This is a genomic window from Paenibacillus sp. N119s (assembly GCF_059447605.1).
The window spans coordinates 1-13,413 of record NZ_JCAJRU010000144.1 but is presented as its reverse complement, the minus strand read 5'-3'; the positions used below and the strand labels follow the sequence as shown (position 1 = coordinate 13,413).

At 45.3% G+C, this 13,413-nt stretch carries 17 protein-coding genes and 1 tRNA gene; 8 read left to right on the top strand and 10 right to left on the bottom strand.

Annotated elements, in window-relative coordinates; all coding sequences use genetic code 11:
- Positions 1–148 precede the first annotated feature (148 nt).
- From AC5V8P_RS16445 to AC5V8P_RS16425, 5 genes are all read left to right on the top strand, one after another.
- Complete coding sequence (locus AC5V8P_RS16445) at positions 149–988, top strand: helix-turn-helix transcriptional regulator (RefSeq protein ID WP_063209219.1); 840 nt, start codon at positions 149–151, stop codon at positions 986–988.
- Positions 989–1,122: 134 nt separating this feature from the next.
- Positions 1,123–3,015 carry a DEAD/DEAH box helicase gene (locus AC5V8P_RS16440; RefSeq protein ID WP_064796132.1) on the top strand — a complete coding sequence of 631 codons (1,893 nt, stop codon included), beginning with the start codon at positions 1,123–1,125 and terminating at the stop codon, positions 3,013–3,015.
- A 2-nt stretch (positions 3,016–3,017) separates the two neighbouring features.
- Positions 3,018–3,968, top strand: coding sequence for a YqhG family protein (locus tag AC5V8P_RS16435; RefSeq protein WP_064796133.1), 951 nt, complete (start codon positions 3,018–3,020; stop codon positions 3,966–3,968).
- A 37-nt stretch (positions 3,969–4,005) separates the two neighbouring features.
- A complete protein-coding gene (locus AC5V8P_RS16430) occupies positions 4,006–4,254 on the top strand; it encodes a hypothetical protein (protein ID WP_063209213.1) in 249 nt (82 codons plus the stop codon).
- Complete coding sequence (locus AC5V8P_RS16425) at positions 4,226–5,281, top strand: hypothetical protein (protein ID WP_064796134.1); 1,056 nt, start codon at positions 4,226–4,228, stop codon at positions 5,279–5,281. Before AC5V8P_RS16430 ends, AC5V8P_RS16425 begins: the two co-directional genes overlap by 29 nt.
- A gap of 122 nt (positions 5,282–5,403) precedes the next feature.
- Here the strand turns inward: AC5V8P_RS16425 and AC5V8P_RS16420 are convergent, their stop codons facing one another.
- Positions 5,404–5,589 carry a YqzE family protein gene (locus tag AC5V8P_RS16420; protein WP_063209209.1) on the bottom strand — a complete coding sequence of 62 codons (186 nt, stop codon included), beginning with the start codon at positions 5,587–5,589 and terminating at the stop codon, positions 5,404–5,406.
- A 243-nt stretch (positions 5,590–5,832) separates the two neighbouring features.
- On the opposite strand from AC5V8P_RS16420, the gene AC5V8P_RS16415 reads away from it, so the two are divergent.
- Positions 5,833–6,588 carry an N-acetylmuramoyl-L-alanine amidase gene (locus tag AC5V8P_RS16415; protein ID WP_063209207.1) on the top strand — a complete coding sequence of 252 codons (756 nt, stop codon included), beginning with the start codon at positions 5,833–5,835 and terminating at the stop codon, positions 6,586–6,588.
- On the opposite strand, the gene AC5V8P_RS16410 is transcribed toward AC5V8P_RS16415, so the two are convergent.
- From AC5V8P_RS16410 to AC5V8P_RS16400, 3 genes are all read right to left on the bottom strand, one after another.
- A complete protein-coding gene (locus tag AC5V8P_RS16410; protein ID WP_064796135.1) occupies positions 6,563–7,498 on the bottom strand; it encodes a divergent polysaccharide deacetylase family protein in 936 nt (311 codons plus the stop codon). The two genes, AC5V8P_RS16415 and AC5V8P_RS16410, sit on opposite strands and share 26 nt — an antisense overlap.
- 126 nt (positions 7,499–7,624) lie before the next feature.
- Positions 7,625–8,125, bottom strand: a complete 501-nt coding sequence (gene msrA / locus AC5V8P_RS16405) for a peptide-methionine (S)-S-oxide reductase MsrA (protein ID WP_064796136.1) — start codon at positions 8,123–8,125, stop codon at positions 7,625–7,627.
- Between the two features lie 210 nt (positions 8,126–8,335).
- Positions 8,336–8,420: transfer RNA gene (locus AC5V8P_RS16400), tRNA-Leu, on the bottom strand.
- A 207-nt stretch (positions 8,421–8,627) separates the two neighbouring features.
- On the opposite strand from AC5V8P_RS16400, the gene AC5V8P_RS16395 reads away from it, so the two are divergent.
- On the top strand, positions 8,628–9,161 hold the full coding sequence (locus AC5V8P_RS16395; protein ID WP_064796137.1) for a YhjD family protein: 534 nt from the start codon (positions 8,628–8,630) through the stop codon (positions 9,159–9,161).
- 134 nt (positions 9,162–9,295) lie between these two features.
- On the opposite strand, the gene AC5V8P_RS16390 is transcribed toward AC5V8P_RS16395, so the two are convergent.
- The 5 genes from AC5V8P_RS16390 to AC5V8P_RS16370 all read right to left on the bottom strand — a co-directional run bounded on the left by AC5V8P_RS16390 (position 9,296) and on the right by AC5V8P_RS16370 (position 11,806).
- Positions 9,296–9,625, bottom strand: coding sequence for a carboxymuconolactone decarboxylase family protein (locus AC5V8P_RS16390; protein WP_013370522.1), 330 nt, complete (start codon positions 9,623–9,625; stop codon positions 9,296–9,298).
- Between the two features lie 113 nt (positions 9,626–9,738).
- Complete coding sequence (locus tag AC5V8P_RS16385; RefSeq protein ID WP_063209269.1) at positions 9,739–9,960, bottom strand: hypothetical protein; 222 nt, start codon at positions 9,958–9,960, stop codon at positions 9,739–9,741.
- 136 nt (positions 9,961–10,096) lie between these two features.
- The gene (locus tag AC5V8P_RS16380; protein ID WP_013370520.1) at positions 10,097–10,441 is read right to left on the bottom strand and encodes a hypothetical protein; all 345 of its coding nucleotides are present in this window, start codon (positions 10,439–10,441) and stop codon (positions 10,097–10,099) included.
- A gap of 101 nt (positions 10,442–10,542) precedes the next feature.
- Positions 10,543–11,115 (bottom strand): xanthine phosphoribosyltransferase, encoded by a 573-nt coding sequence (locus tag AC5V8P_RS16375; protein ID WP_063209201.1) that lies wholly within the window; start codon positions 11,113–11,115, stop codon positions 10,543–10,545.
- Positions 11,116–11,200: 85 nt separating this feature from the next.
- Positions 11,201–11,806: a DedA family protein gene (locus tag AC5V8P_RS16370; protein WP_063209198.1), complete on the bottom strand. Its 606-nt coding sequence runs from the start codon at positions 11,804–11,806 to the stop codon at positions 11,201–11,203.
- 142 nt (positions 11,807–11,948) lie between these two features.
- Here AC5V8P_RS16370 and AC5V8P_RS16365 point away from each other — a divergent pair, with 142 nt between their 5' ends.
- Entirely contained in the window at positions 11,949–13,055 is a 1,107-nt protein-coding gene (locus tag AC5V8P_RS16365; RefSeq protein WP_063209196.1) for a YkvI family membrane protein, read from the top strand.
- On the opposite strand, the gene AC5V8P_RS16360 is transcribed toward AC5V8P_RS16365, so the two are convergent.
- Positions 13,052–13,413: glycosyltransferase family 4 protein (locus AC5V8P_RS16360; RefSeq protein WP_495473728.1), on the bottom strand; the 362-nt coding region annotated here is incomplete at its 5' end. The two genes, AC5V8P_RS16365 and AC5V8P_RS16360, sit on opposite strands and share 4 nt — an antisense overlap.

The following is a 13,413-nucleotide window of genomic DNA, read 5'->3' as shown; positions in this document are numbered from 1 at the left end:
CTCCTGCTCAATGGCTTACTTATAAACCTCATTTTACGCTCGTCTTATCCTATTACAAGTGTTTGTTTATCCTGGTATAATGAACACTACTATAGTAAGCGCCTGATATCCTCACTTCACATACACTCGTCGAACGGAGAGAATACTTATGAAAACGGAAGCACGTCTGGAAGCATTATCTGTTTTTTTGAAAACCAAAAGAGCCCGCCTACATCCACATATGGTTGGTCTGCCCCCAGGGTCACGGCGCAGAACACCAGGTTTACGCAGAGAAGAAGTCGCCCAGCTGGCAGGTGTCAGTACAACCTGGTATACCTGGCTGGAGCAGGGACGGGATATTAAGGTATCCGCCTCCGTGTTGGATGCTATTGCCGCTGCCTTGCAGTTGAACGCAGATGAGCGTAAATATTTGTACGATTTAGCACTGGAAGCCGGCTCTCATCACCTGCCTGTTCCTGCGGAACAGGCTATTATTTCTCCATCTCTGCAAAAGATCGTACAAGAGCTGCACTATTGTCCTGCTATTATTTCAGATCGGCGTTGCCATATTGTCGGGTGGAACGAAGCTGCTGCTCATGTGTTTATGGATTTTGCCGAGCTGCCACATGAGCAGCGCAATATGATCGAACTGCTATTCACCAAAAAGGAGTTTAAAAGTCTGGCTGTGAATTGGGAACACTTTGTAAAAGGATTTCTTGCCATTTTTCGCGCTTATTACGGGCAATACGTAACCGATCCTTGGTATGCACAGTTTATACAAAATATGAGCCAGACCTACGGAGAGTTTAACGAACTTTGGAATCAGAGTGAGGTAAGCTCCGCACCGGAAGTGCTCATTGAATTTCGCCATGCCAAGGCTGGCAAAATGTTATTTGACCTGACTTCCCTCCAGGTACAAGGCAGTGTCGATCTTCGTTGCAGCATTTATACCCCTAATGCGCAAACTTCTACGGAAAGTAAACTTCAAAAGTTAATGGAAGGCAACTAAGGATTTCATCCCTCCTGTTATGAAGATATCTTTTTCCGTCCATACTACATCTACGATCTGTACAAAATAGATGCCATATATGTGACAGAGCCAAGAGCTTCAACGGTGCTACTACTAGGAGGGAGGGAATCCTCATGAAAGCCAAACCGACAAGTTCCCAGCACACACAAAACCAAGCACCACTGCCTGTTCCGATACAATTTGACCGCAACTGGCAGGACGAGCTGGACCAACGACTGCACAAGGGAGGCCCTTGGGGAAATTGGGATCTATATCAGCTGGCCATCGAGGCGGAAAAGGCTAAGCTGGTGCCGAGCTTTGATGAGCTTCAATGTCTTCAACATTTGCAAGACCTCACTCCATTGCCCCATCAGCTCGATACCGCGCGAAAGGTATTGTTTGAGATGTCCGGACGTGCCATTCTTGCCGATGAAGTCGGCCTAGGCAAAACAATTGAAGCTGGAATGATCCTGAAGGAATATCTGGTTCGCGGGCTGGCTTCTAAAGTGCTTATTCTTGTACCCGCTTCTCTGGTCCTGCAATGGGTGCGGGAGCTGAATAGCAAATTCGGCATTCCTGCAGTTGCCCAGAAAAAGGCATATTCTTGGTCTTCCGAGGTCGTCGTCGCCTCTATGGATACGGCCAAACGGGAGCCACATAGTAACATCCTGCTAGATACCGATTATGACCTGCTCATTATTGACGAGGCTCATAAGCTGAAAAATAAAAAGACCTCCAACTACCAGTTCATTATGAAGCTGCGTAAAAAATATTGTTTACTCCTGACAGCAACACCTGTACAAAACGATCTATCTGAGCTGTTTAATCTGATCACGTTACTCAAACCCGGTCAGTTGGGAAGACAAGGTGATTTTTCAGCTAACTTTGTTGTAGATAAACGTCTGCCTAAAAATGAAGATCAGCTCAAAGATGAGCTGTCTAAAGTCATGATCCGCAATCGTCGTGGAGAAGGGCCGGTTCAGTTCACTAAACGAAATGTTTCCAACATTCACTTGGAACTCTCCCCGGAAGAGAAGGCGTTGTATGATGGGGTGACCTCTTTTGTCAAAGAGCAATATCAGGCGAATGGCGGAAATTTAAGCAGCATGCTGTCTCTCGTTACCCTTCAGCGGGAAGTGTGCAGCAGCCGGGATGCTGTGTTTGTCACGCTGGTCAACTTGTCCAAAAAGATGGCTCCAGACTCTCCGCTACGCGATCGTGTTTGGGACTTGGTCGCGCATATAAAAGCGATCAAGGCTAATTCCAAAGCGGAAAAGGCACTTGAGCTCATCCGGAAGATGAACGAAAAAGTGATCATTTTTACAGAATATCGAGCTACACAGGAGTATTTGCTCAACTATTTCCGTGATCGCGGGCTGTCTGCTGTTCCTTACCGAGGCGGTATGAACCGGGGCCGCAAAGATTGGATGATGGACCTGTTCCGTGGACGCATTCAGGTCATGATTGCCACGGAAGCAGGTGGGGAAGGCATTAACTTGCAATTTTGTCACCACATGATTAACTTCGATTTGCCGTGGAACCCCATGCGTGTGGAACAGCGGATCGGACGGGTGCATCGCCTTGGACAGACGCATGATGTGAATATCTTCAACCTGTCTACAACTGGAACGATTGAGGAGCACATCCTGCATCTGCTGCATGAAAAAATTAATATGTTTGAGATGGTCATCGGCGGGTTAGACATGATTCTGGAGAAGTTTGAGAAAAAAGAATCCATTGAAAAAAGCTTATATAAAATCATGCTTGAATCCAGGAGTGATGATGAAATTCGCAGAAAAATGCAACAGCTGGGTCACTCGCTGGATTCTATCAAACAAGAAATGGAGCAACTGCGCACAGACCCGTCAGTCACTCCAAACGTAGCAACGGATAAGTCATCTGGAACAAAGCAGCGCAAAGGACGATTAACAGGAGGTAGCTCCAATACCACCGAGGATTTGTTAGGCTTAACAAGTGGTGCAGCTCCTCTGCCTAAAGCTCGACGCAGTGTGAAAGGAGGTCGCTAGCCTTGACTATGAATGCACAGCAAGTCCAGCGTTTTGTTCGCACCTATCTGGAAGCTACCGGGTGCAGCATCATTGAGAGGTCTCCCCACCATGTAACTGTCAAGCTATCTCCAGAGGCGGATAAAGCCTTAACAAACCGCCCCTACTATTGGGGGTACGTAGAGCGTACTGGCGTTCCAGCGCAGACGATGTCCTTCACATTCATCTTTGATGGGGAAGCCTATCGGACGGAACAGGAACGTTTAGCGGCTCAGACCCCGCCAGCGTCTGAACCCGGCAACGCTGCACAAGATCAGGTCGTGGGACGGTACTTTGGTCATGTACCGACGTTGCCGCAATTAGGGCCTGGCCGCATTATGCAGGAGGAGCTTCGATACGGAAGTCGCCGGCTGCATCAAATTTTTGAAGCTGCTCGGGATGGAGGGAAATATGTTTATTTGTTCGAGCAGCCTGATGCCCGTCAGTTGTCTGCCCGTTCTCCCGTAGTTTATGAAGCTTGGCTCAGTGTCTGCTACAAGATAGAATTTGCCTGCGATTTGAAGCGTGAGGAACTTCAGTGGCTAGGGATCTCACTCAAAAGTGGCACTATTGTAGCGGATTTTGGCACTATACTCGAAACCCGTCAGCTCAGCCCTCTGCTGGCAGGCAATATGCATGTACAGCCAGTACAGCTATCTGTGTCTGAGGCTTCCGCCTCGCTTGAAAGCTATCTCACTGAACAGCTCCGACAGCAAGATTATAGTTGGGCTGAGCAGGCAAAGGAACGATTACGCGAGGAATTAGAGGTTATTGACCACTACTACGATGATCTAATCAAGGAAGAAAAAGAGGAAGAGGATAAAAAAGAATCCGTATTGGAACAGCATCAAGCTCGCCGTAAAGAAATGGTATGGCAATATGAGCCAAAGGTACTTGTATCCGCCATTAACTGCGGGATATTTCATCTGCGGTAACTGATATCTCACGCTCCTTCGCAGGAGGGTTGCAGACATGTCGCCAAGTTGTAACATCTTGCTTCAGCCTACACCAGTTTCCGCTGCTGAAACCACAAATATGGTCAAGCCTGTCCCCTATGTATCGACAGCAAAAAGCGAACCTGGATACGACAGTTGCGCCGACAGAGTGCAGCAGTCTTTTCATCGGACAGGCTGTATGCTAATAAAAAAGAATGCCTCCGTCGGCAAGCCATCCGACAGAAAGGTGGATTCCATTGAACAAAAATCATTCCGGGCACTATAGCGTAGGTATGATCGCAGCTGTCCTGATCAGCCTGTCCGCAGTCTGTCCATTCGCTTCCATTCATGCGGCCCCCTCAGCCGTTCAAGAAAACAATTTAAGTTCAGCACCCAACCACAACGAAAGCTTCCAGGTTCCATCAACGGAATCCATGAGTCCTGTTGTTCCTCCCGTTTCCCCAGGTGACGTTTCATCAAAACCTCCTACTCAGCAGCAAGGGGTGCCTGACGAGGTAAAACAAACAGCGACCGACACCGTACAATCTCTATCGTCGCAGCTCCCTTTTGCTTCTTGGAAAGATGCTGAGCTTAGCTACCATCCGCTCGGCCCCGGAACCCATAGCTGGCTTGTTCAGGTAAACCATGCTGGAGAATACATCGGCTATCTAATTATCGGATCCGACTCGAACGGCGCTTATCAACTCAACGAATACGGGAATGGACCTGGCGGACCTTACAGTATGGATGTACTTCGTCAATCCCTTAAATCCCTTACAGAAACCGAATTTTCTTCTAACGACAAGCTACAAATTACACCTATGTATGAGGAACCTCTGTTAGCCTACTGGCTGGTACGTTCCTCAACGGGTAGCCAAATAGGTATTGATGCTGTTACTGGCGATCCACTACCTGTAGAAGTAGCAGATGGGAGCTGGAAGCATAAGCTCCAGAACAACGCGATTTCTTTATCTATACCCTTTTTGAAAACTCAGGCACAAGCAGTTACTGTGTCGTCTGAACCTTTCGATCCCTATGATGAGCTGGGTTGGCTTCAACCTAAGCATAAACTTTCCATCCACAACACAAGCCAATTTATGGACATACTCAATAATTCACAGCGTATGATTTTTTCTGCCACAAGTATCAATTTTGCTTTTGGAGGACCCTTATCCATTAGCGGGTATCAAGCTTGGATATCTCCGGATCATCCGTCTGAACCCATTTTATATGCATTGACCTACCACAATGGTATTTCTCGATTTGTACCACTACAAAGATTGTTGTCCCATGGCGAATTTCTGCACTTATAATCTTAGTATTTCAGTTATTTTAGTAACAATAAATGTATTTGAATTTATCTTTATAACAAATTAAAAAGAGACCTCAAATGGCATTCTCCCATGCCTCTTGTGGTCTCTTTGGCGTGTTTACGTTACTCTCTTCGCTCTCTGCGCGCGGATTTTATCCACATTTTGAGAGCGAGAGGCAACATGCCAAACCATTTGCTCACCCACGGCTCCTTGGCTTGCTTTTGGCTGCGTCGAACATCACGCGGCGTTTCCATATAACGTACAATCCGCTGTGTTATATACGTCACCAGCTCGTCACTCTTCGCCATCCTCCATAAACCTCCTCCATCTGCACCTACCCTTTTCGATCACTGTGCTTGGAAATATCCCGATAACACGTTAGGTGCAGGTAGTACTAGCTTGTACATTTTCCACGGCTTTAACCCCTGTGGAAAGAACTACGTATGGTTTCCCTTAAATGGAACATACTATTTTTAAATATTTGTGCTAGCTCAAGGCTAATTATGTTTAAAGGCACTACACAATTAATTCGTCCACTGGAGGAATATAATATGTTGAATAAAAAGTTAAACAGGATATGGTTGACCGTTCTAGGGTTGAGCCTTTGCATCCTTAGTAGTTCTGTACTTGTCCCTATCGCTTATGCAACTATGCTTCCTGACGAAAAAGGTACCCAATCAAACAAACATACAGAAAGCCCCTTTAACCGTTCCTATCACGCTTTTGCCAAGCCCGTGGTCCTGATTGATGTAGGTCATGGCGGTGTGGATGGTGGAACAAGTCATAAAGGACTTCTGGAAAAAGATATTAATCTTGCTATTGCTCAAAAGCTATACTTGATTCTACGTTCCCAGGGTTACCCTGCTGTTCTCAATCGGGATAAGGACTACGCATTAAGTGATGATAACCGTTGGTTGAAGTCTAAATCCCGGCATCTTAAAGACCTTGCCCAACGCAAAAGCTTAACAGAGCAACTTCCCACTGCTTTGGTTGTAAGCCTGCATGTCAATTGGGCCAAACAATCTAAAAAACGCGGTCCCATTGTGCTTTATCAGGATGAGGGCAGCAGCTACCTGTTGGCAGAACGGATTCAGCATTCACTAAACCGCTTGTTTTGCATGAATAGAGGAACCATGTACGGAAAACCCTTTTATCTCCTGAATAAAATTGAGCATCCTGCGGTCATTGTGGAAACCGGATTTATCAGCAACGAACAGGACAGAACCATGCTTTCCGGTGATCCTGGTCAAAAAAACATTGCTGAAGCTATTGCCGAAGGTATTATTGCGCATCTGACGGTATGGTAGTATTAGTGGCTGGATCACCTGTCCATCCCCATACATCACGCACCAGATCGCTAATGCCAACAAACTGAGCATGCTCCTTTAATTTGGGAACCGATAAATGAAGTCCTGAAGAGGTTTTCAAGCCTGCTCCGCCGACATGACCAATCGTTACACAGGTGTCGTGCTCAGCCAACCATTCAACCACTTTGGCAAGCTGTCGCTGCACATGGGCGATAGTATGAACATCATCCAAAAAAATATCATTTCGCACTGGGGGCATTCCCTTTTTAGCTGCAAGTTCAGGCACCACTGACCAATAATTGGTACGGCTATCCACAAAAAATAGTCCGTGTTCCTTACACACATCAAGCACAACGGACATAATACGCTTGTCTGAGGTGACCTTGGAGCCCATGTGATTATTCATTCCTATGGCATAAGGAACATCCTTAATTGCTTCCGTCACCTTGGCGCGTACTTCTTCATCCGTCATATTAGCCTTGATCGCTCCAGGTCCAAGCCATTCAGGTCTGCCCTGCTTTGGTTCCATCGGCAGATGAACGATAACATCATGACCACGCTTATGCGCTTCCATAGCGTCCTGCTTGGTTGTAGGCAGGAAGGGCATTACAGCAACGGTGATTTTAACGGGTAAGTTTAAAATCTCCTTTGTCCCTTTCATATTGTTTCCTAGGTCGTCAATAATGACAGCAATCTTCTTTTGCGGCTCGTTTTGTTGGTCAATTGCTTCAGCAACAGCAGTTCTACAGACCATAAATAGCATACAAACTGAAATACAAAGTACTACAATTTTTTGTATTCTAGAGCACCCAGAGCGTATAAGCGCACAAGATGGCTCCTTCTGTCTGCGTGATGCCTTTAAGGCCTTTTTTATTAGATTTCTAATCTGTAACTTCCGTCGTGTACTCATTTGCGGGTCAGCCTCCTTCTCTGTCCCTTCATTGTGTGAGTAACCTCGTCTAAATATGTATAAGGCAGACTCAGGGATGATCCCCGATCTGCCTTTGTCGTGGGTAATAACGGATATCCAAGCAGATTACCAATTCTTGTCGATAAATTCATCACGACCAGATTGTGCTCGATCTTCCTTATAATGCTTTACATTCTTCTTATGATAATCCTCTGCCGGATAAAAAATCGTAGCCGGAAGAATTTCCATAACAATCGGCTTATCAAAGCGTCCGCTTTGCGCCAACTGTTCCTTGGACTGTTGCGCCAGCTCTCGTTGCTGCTCCGTATGAAAAAAAATAGCGGGTTTATACTGTGTGCCCCGGTCCTGAAATTGTCCTTCTTCATCAGTAGGGTCTGTTTGTGGCCAATACAATTCAAGCAGCTTTTCATAAGGAAACAGCTCAGGCTCAAATGTAATCTGCACCACTTCGTAATGACCTGTCGTTCCTGTTTTAACCTGTTCATAGGTTGGATCGGGAATCGTTCCTCCAGTGTACCCTGAGACAATACTATGAATGCCCGGCTGCTCTTCGAACGGAGTCACCATACACCAAAAGCATCCACCGGCAAAAGTTGCTTTCTCCATCTTTTATCCAACCTTTCAATAGCTTCATCATGAAATGCGTTATATCCAATCATATCTTAAAAGATAAACTTATAAAAGAATTGTTTATATACTTGAATAAAGTTCAAGTTCTTATATTGAAATCCTTGCTGGTAAATTGGCATCCCGAAATATAAGAAAAGGTTTATAGAAGTGCTACAAGAGCACTTCTATAAACCTTTTTCTAATGGATGCGGTCGAGAGGACTCGAACCTCCACGGGGGGTTAGCCCACACGGACCTGAACCGTGCGCGTCTGCCAATTCCGCCACGACCGCATATATTTGATGTATACCTCGAAAAATTAATTTCTTAGCGACAAGATAGATCATACCATGATCATATAAAGTTGTCAAACCTTTTATTTATCCTTGATAAAAAAGGAATAGTACATTAATATAAGAACATAAGTTCTTGAGAACATAGGTTCCTTCACTTCGATGACTATGAATTATCATCACATTTTCCTAAGGCGGTGAATGGTAATGATCTCTTCAGATACTAGCCAGCATCAATGCTCTCTTGTGAAAAGTTATCTGCTTCTTACCTTTATTCAAAAAGTGTTTGAGCGGGACAGTCTCATTCTTGAGGAAAGCGGCGTGCTAAAAACTCCTGATCTTTATGTCGAAATGGTTAACGCAGGAATAGATCGTACCGGAATCCTGCTATCTGAAATTAAACATGAATTTAAGAAGTATCAGATTCGTGTTCTAGACATACAACAAAACCACTCCGGCGTTCACGCCACCTATATATATAAAGGCGCTAAAGAGCAGTTCAGTATGCCTATGCCCGCATTCCGCAAAGAAATGTATGAACGAATGCGAGCTTATCTCGGGCTCCCTACCTCCATGCCTCATACAGTTGCTCTTCCTTTACCCGAGAAATATCGCCCCGAACCAAATAACTCAACCCCTAAACCCCTACGCGTTGTTGGGCGAAGCTGGGTTACATCCTCTTCTGCCTATAAGCATAACTCCTCTCGTCCTACTGCTTTTGCTGCAAGCAAAAGAGCATAATCCCCGCACTACACGCAAAAAGAAGCTTCCGCAGGCACCAACTGTGCTCGGAAGCTTCTTTCCATAACCATCATGTTCAGGCCAGTCTATGTTCGTTATTACGAGTAAGAATATATCTGTTTGAATAATTCGATTTAATGCAGCGCCTTCTGTACACGCGTAACACCTTGGCTTAGAGCATGTCCTCCACCAACTGCAGCAGCTACAGCAACGGCCTCCATAATCTCCTGATCACTGGCTCCTTTAGAGCGAGCCTCATTCACATGATAAAACGTGCACACCTCATTATTGGCAAATAAGCCAATACCTAGCGCAATTAGTTGCTTAGTTTTTTCATCTAGACTGCCGGCTTGAAAGCATTCTCCAGTAAAACGATGATAAGCATGAACTACCTCGGGCAACTTATCTTCCAAATGGCTGATTTGATCCTTGTATGCGTGTACTTTTTCATCCATAACCGTCATTGACACAGCACGCCCTCTCTGTTGAGTTTTCCTTTATTACTGTGTCCGGTTTGGAGTTGCTGTATGCCTAATGAACGCCCCGTTTTTTATCCAATCCCTATGTCGATCTCGTCTTAATCCAGATCTACCGGATTGTGACGCGGCTCGCTGAACGGCTGGTATGTATAGCTGCGATCCAACTTGACTACACGTCGATTTTGACGGCGAATAAGCACTTGTTCATCATCCCAGGCCAATACAATGCCAACCACATCGTTAGACTCCAATCCATCGCGTACGACGCGTACCTTTTCACCGGAGAGTCGATAAGCATCCAATTCTTCGTCCATTATCATCCACGTTCCCTCCTTATCCATTTTTTCAACCAACGGCCATAATTTATAGAATACAAAAAGTTTAAAAAGAGACCTAAACAAATCATTTAGGTCTTTTCCTCTTACTACTTATATGGATTGCCAACAGAGCAACAAATTATCCCGACTGATTTACACTGTGGTCATGTTCTTTTGTATCGTTCTTCTCGTACCAGAAGTCCAGCACTTGTGCAGACAACACTCGCTGTTCTACATACTCCACTTGGTGAGCAGTAAATTCTTCTTTCCAAGAGAAGGACAATTCTTCGCATAGGTTAACCAATGTCAACAACTCAGACCAGGCCACATAGCGTTTATACCAAAAAAACTGAGGATGTTCAATCATATAGGGATACAAATCGTCGAATTCCGTATGCTTACAATCCAAGGCGCGTTCAAAATGCACTTTAGCCGCTGCCAGTTTTTCCAGAAAAAACTGTTCGGTCAATTGTTCATTCCCCATGTTGCTGCCTCCTCTCCCAAACCTTATCTATATTATAAGCGAAATTGATGCTCATGCAAAGGTTATTATTAGAAATAAGGATCCGGAGTCTCGAAATGTTACTATTCAGCAAACTCTATTTTACCATCAGCCAAGGACGAAATTTTAACCAATGATTCTACACGGATGCCCTGCTCACGGATGGTTCTCGCTCCTGCCTGAAACATTTTTTCAACCGCAACTCCGAATCCAACCAACTCCGCCCCAGAGCGTTGAATAATCTTGACCATACCTCGAGCTGCATCGCCATTAGCAATAATATCATCAATGAACAAAACACGATCATGTTCATGAATAAATTGACGAGACAACATAATATCTGTAACAATACCTTTCGTAAACGAAGGCACACGCTCACACAGCGCATCTGGATCAGCTAATAAAGTCTTTTTACGACGAGCAAATACCAACGGTACACCCAACTCCAACGCTGTCGCAAACCCGATGGCAATGCCTGAGGATTCCACGGTCACTACTCTGGTGATTTTCTCTTCCCGGAAACGGGCTGCGAACTCTCGTCCCATTTCCATTGTCAGCTCTGGATCAACCTGATGATTAAGCAATCCATCCAGCTTTAGCACCTGATCGGACGCAATCACACCTTCATCTAAAATTCGTTTCTTTAATACTTCCATTCCATGACCTCCCACGGCATTCCTATGCGGTAAAAGTACCATACTTCACCCGCCGCTTTCAACCTATAACCTGCTTTCCATACGGTCATGTGACATTTTTTTTACGTTTGTTCCAGAACCAAGCGATGATTCCTCCCAAAACAATTAAAAGAATAACGATTAAACCTATCCGGTGCGTCACCTTCTCCATCAGCCTGGCCACCTGTTCCCAGTGCATGCCCACTGCATGTCCGATTCCCAAAAATGTACCGCACCACAGCAACGCTCCTGCCGATGCATAGCTGATATAACGAAAAACACCTAGACGGGTTGTACCTGCCAAATATGAGGATACATGCCTCAAGCCAGGGACAAAATATCCGAACAAAATTCCCCAGGTGCCATAGCGTCCGAACCAATTTTCGGAGGAGGCAATCCTAGAAGGCGTAAGCCTCACCCATTTACCGTATCGGTGCAATAGTGGCTTGCCCAGCAGACGCCCCAATGTGTAACTAAGCATCATGCCTGTCATACTGCCGAAAAATGTGACTGCCAGTGCGGCAATAAAGTTGTAGTGTCCTTGAGACACGAGCCCGCCGAAGGCGATCATCAGCACTTCGTCGGGTATCGGCATACCAGCTACTCCAAGGGCAAGCAAGCCGAACATTGCCAAATATCCGTATTCCAGTATCCATGCAAGGATTTGACCCATAAATTACGCTCCCGTCAAGCTATTCGTTAAATTCAATAATAATTATTTTCAGTCTCATCCAGTCATGTCCTATTTCAGTTGAACATAGTTTGTATTATATGCTCACTGCAGCGTTATTCAAGCAGGCAAGGGGGGACTGAGAATGAAACGTAATATTCAAGTTTTTCAGATTGCTTTTACATACATTGGTACAATCGTCGGTGCCGGCTTCGCTACCGGACAAGAAATTTTGCAATTTTTTACACAGTATGGACGTTGGGCTACAATCACTATTATGCTGTCCACACTCATATTTGTATGGTTGGGTACGAAAATAATGCTGATCGCTCATGATATTTCAGCCCGCTCCTACGAGGATCTAAACAAACACCTTTTTGGTGCCCATGCCGGAAAATGGATCAGCATATTCACGCTAATTGTGCTGATCTGCGTGAATAGCGTCATGCTGGCAGGAGCTGGCTCTGTTTTTGTGGAGCATCTTCATCTTCACTACCAAACTGGACTGCTCATTACACTGATCGGAACTTACATACTGCTGAATAAAGGTATTAAAGCGATCCTGCATATGAACACTATTGTGGTCCCGCTGATGATCACCATATCTCTTTTACTCGTTCATAGCACCCTTTCCATGCCTAATCCGCAAAGCTTTATTACGAATACGACAGATCACAGTGTACTAAGAGCATGGATCTCTCCACTGCTGTACACATCCTTCAATCTGACTATGGCTCAGGCCGTGCTTGTCCCTCTAGGCAGCCAAACATTCTCCCGTAAAACCATCCGCTGGGGCGGTGTATTAGGTGGAATTGGTGTTGGCTTTATGCTGATGGCTGCCCATTTTGTCATGTCAGCGCAAATGCCAGGCATTCAGCAATTTGAAATCCCTATGGGAAGCATTGCTTATCGTCTGGGAGCGCTTGTCGAAATCATATACATTCTACTCATTTTTATGGAGATCTTTAGTACCTTTGTGGCCGACATTTATGGAGTCAGTCTACAAATTCGTCAGCATGTGCAAATTTCGCCCAAGCTCATTACATTATTCATTATGCTCACCTGTTTCTTAATCAGTCAGTTCGGCTTCAGTTCACTGTTATCTGTTCTCTATCCTATTTTCGGAATGCTTAGTCTGATGTGGGTTAGTAAACTGATCATGGCAGGACGCGGGAGACCTTTTCGCTCCTCACGTCCCCGCTCCAGCTTTCGGCATTCTGATTCCAAATCAGGTGATACCCGGCATGGTTAGTGTGGAAATTTCAAATACATTTTCTTCAGTTCGTTAACGGCACGACTTAAAGAATAGCTTGATTTAGCCTTGTCACAGGCAGATCTAGCCAGTTCATAACGATAGGCAGGGTCTGCGATGACCTTTTCTAATGCGTCTGCCAGTGCCTTCGGATTATCGGGTGGCACGAGCAGACCATTGACACCATCCTCAATCTGCTCTGGTATTCCCCCTACTTCTGTACCTACCAATGCCAGACAGCTCAACGCCGCTTCTGCAAATACGGAGCCAAAGGCCTCTGCCCGCGAAGGCAATACGAACACATCAAAGAAAGGCATAAACTCTTCCGGGTGAAGAGTATATCCATAAAAGATCGTCT

Excerpts from the sequence above, each read along its gene's own strand:
- AC5V8P_RS16390 (WP_013370522.1), bottom strand. The coding sequence starts at position 9,625 with ATGACGGTTATGGATGAAAAAGTACACGCATACAAGGATCAAATCAGC.
- AC5V8P_RS16440 (WP_064796132.1), top strand. The coding sequence starts at position 1,123 with ATGAAAGCCAAACCGACAAGTTCCCAGCACACACAAAACCAAGCACCA.
- AC5V8P_RS16430 (WP_063209213.1), top strand. The coding sequence starts at position 4,006 with ATGTCGCCAAGTTGTAACATCTTGCTTCAGCCTACACCAGTTTCCGCT.
- AC5V8P_RS16385 (WP_063209269.1), bottom strand. The coding sequence starts at position 9,960 with ATGATAATGGACGAAGAATTGGATGCTTATCGACTCTCCGGTGAAAAG.
- AC5V8P_RS16380 (WP_013370520.1), bottom strand. The coding sequence starts at position 10,441 with ATGGGGAATGAACAATTGACCGAACAGTTTTTTCTGGAAAAACTGGCA.
- AC5V8P_RS16365 (WP_063209196.1), top strand. The coding sequence starts at position 11,949 with ATGAAACGTAATATTCAAGTTTTTCAGATTGCTTTTACATACATTGGT.
- AC5V8P_RS16410 (WP_064796135.1), bottom strand. The coding sequence starts at position 7,498 with ATGAGTACACGACGGAAGTTACAGATTAGAAATCTAATAAAAAAGGCC.
- AC5V8P_RS16445 (WP_063209219.1), top strand. The coding sequence starts at position 149 with ATGAAAACGGAAGCACGTCTGGAAGCATTATCTGTTTTTTTGAAAACC.
- msrA (WP_064796136.1), bottom strand. The coding sequence starts at position 8,125 with ATGGAGAAAGCAACTTTTGCCGGTGGATGCTTTTGGTGTATGGTGACT.
- AC5V8P_RS16395 (WP_064796137.1), top strand. The coding sequence starts at position 8,628 with ATGATCTCTTCAGATACTAGCCAGCATCAATGCTCTCTTGTGAAAAGT.
- AC5V8P_RS16370 (WP_063209198.1), bottom strand. The coding sequence starts at position 11,806 with ATGGGTCAAATCCTTGCATGGATACTGGAATACGGATATTTGGCAATG.
- AC5V8P_RS16415 (WP_063209207.1), top strand. The coding sequence starts at position 5,833 with ATGTTGAATAAAAAGTTAAACAGGATATGGTTGACCGTTCTAGGGTTG.
- AC5V8P_RS16420 (WP_063209209.1), bottom strand. The coding sequence starts at position 5,589 with ATGGCGAAGAGTGACGAGCTGGTGACGTATATAACACAGCGGATTGTA.
- AC5V8P_RS16375 (WP_063209201.1), bottom strand. The coding sequence starts at position 11,115 with ATGGAAGTATTAAAGAAACGAATTTTAGATGAAGGTGTGATTGCGTCC.